Consider the following 1,290-nt stretch of genomic DNA (forward strand, 5'->3'; position numbering starts at 1 on the left):
CCGATGTGATGCCTGAGGTTCCCGGGATGGGGAATGACGTCTCCTTGGGGGGTTGCGTAGAGGCCAGGGGTTTGATCCCCTGTCGTGCGCAACGAACCCCGCCTTGGCAGAGGCGGAGCACCCAAGGAGAGCTCGATGATGAATGTCGAGAACCGTTGGATCGCGCAGGTTGAGGAACGGGTCAAGGATCAAGCGCGACAGCATATAAAAGGCATGTCATTGCATGAGGTTGCGTCGCTCGACGCGATGGAGTCGTTGGTGCGAGCCCTGTTGGGCGGGATAGCTCAGGCGCTGTACGATGTCTGGGAGCAGGTGGTGCAGCAGCGGGGCATCGAGCTTGGCGGCACGTGCCCCAGCTGTGCCGGCCGTCGCAAGGTCAAGCGTCGAGCCAAGGCGCCGATGCAGGTGCGGGTGCTGGGGCTGACGGTAGAAGTGAGTAAGCTGTATCTGGAATGCGACTGCGGGGCGCCAGGGCTGAGCGTGACTCGGTTGCTGACCGGTCTGTCTCACGGCGATGCGAGCGCGGAGCTGGAGTTGACCGCGGGCTACTGCGGCGCCGAACACAGCTACAGCAAAGCGAGCAGGGACCTGCAGGTGCACCACGGACAGTCGGTGGAGCGCACCCATGTGCGTCGGATGGCGTTGCAGGTCGAGCGCGAAGCGGTGGCTTTCGCCGAGTGCCAACGGCTCGAGGTGCTTGCGGAGCTCGCCCACGAAGGGCGGCGCGAAGGAGCAGCCCAGTTGATGATGCAGGGCGATGGCGGGATCATTCGCACCGGAACGCTCAGACCCTGTGAACCCGGTGAGCCCGGGTACGGGCAAGAGACGGCCAAGACGGGCCGGCCGCGCCAAAAGCGCGACACCCAATACCGTGAGCTCATCACGCTCGACGTTCGGGCCCCGGGACAAATGACGAGCTGCGCGTTGGATGTGGTGGTACCCGTGGTGGCAGCAGAAGGTGAACGTGCCCGCCGGATGCTGGCTCTGGCAGCGCGCCGCGGTCTGGGCGATAACACGGAGGTTTTCGGGCTCGGAGATATGGGCTCGTCTCTGGCCGATTCGTTTGACGAAGCGTTTGTGGGTCACACCGCGATGTACTGCGCCGACTGGAAGCACACCATCGATTACGTAGACAAGGCAGCCAGTGTCCTTGCGCAACGCCAACCCCAACGTTGGGCCAAAGCGATGAAGGATGCGCTGTGGAACCGTGAGCGCAAGTGTGACCCACAAACGCTTCGTCAAACGAATCGGCCAGAGACGAGCCCATATCTCCGAGCCCGAAAACCTCCG

General features: G+C 63.4%; 1 protein-coding gene. It reads left to right on the plus strand.

The genetic code is table 11. From position 1 onward, the window contains the following. Window positions 1-135 precede the first annotated feature (135 nt). On the plus strand, window positions 136-1,290 hold a 1,155-nt coding region (locus MJD61_05245; protein MCG8554682.1), incomplete at its 3' end, for a hypothetical protein.

This window comes from Pseudomonadota bacterium (assembly GCA_022361155.1).
In the GTDB taxonomy this organism is placed as follows: domain Bacteria; phylum Myxococcota_A; class Polyangia; order Polyangiales; family JAKSBK01; genus JAKSBK01.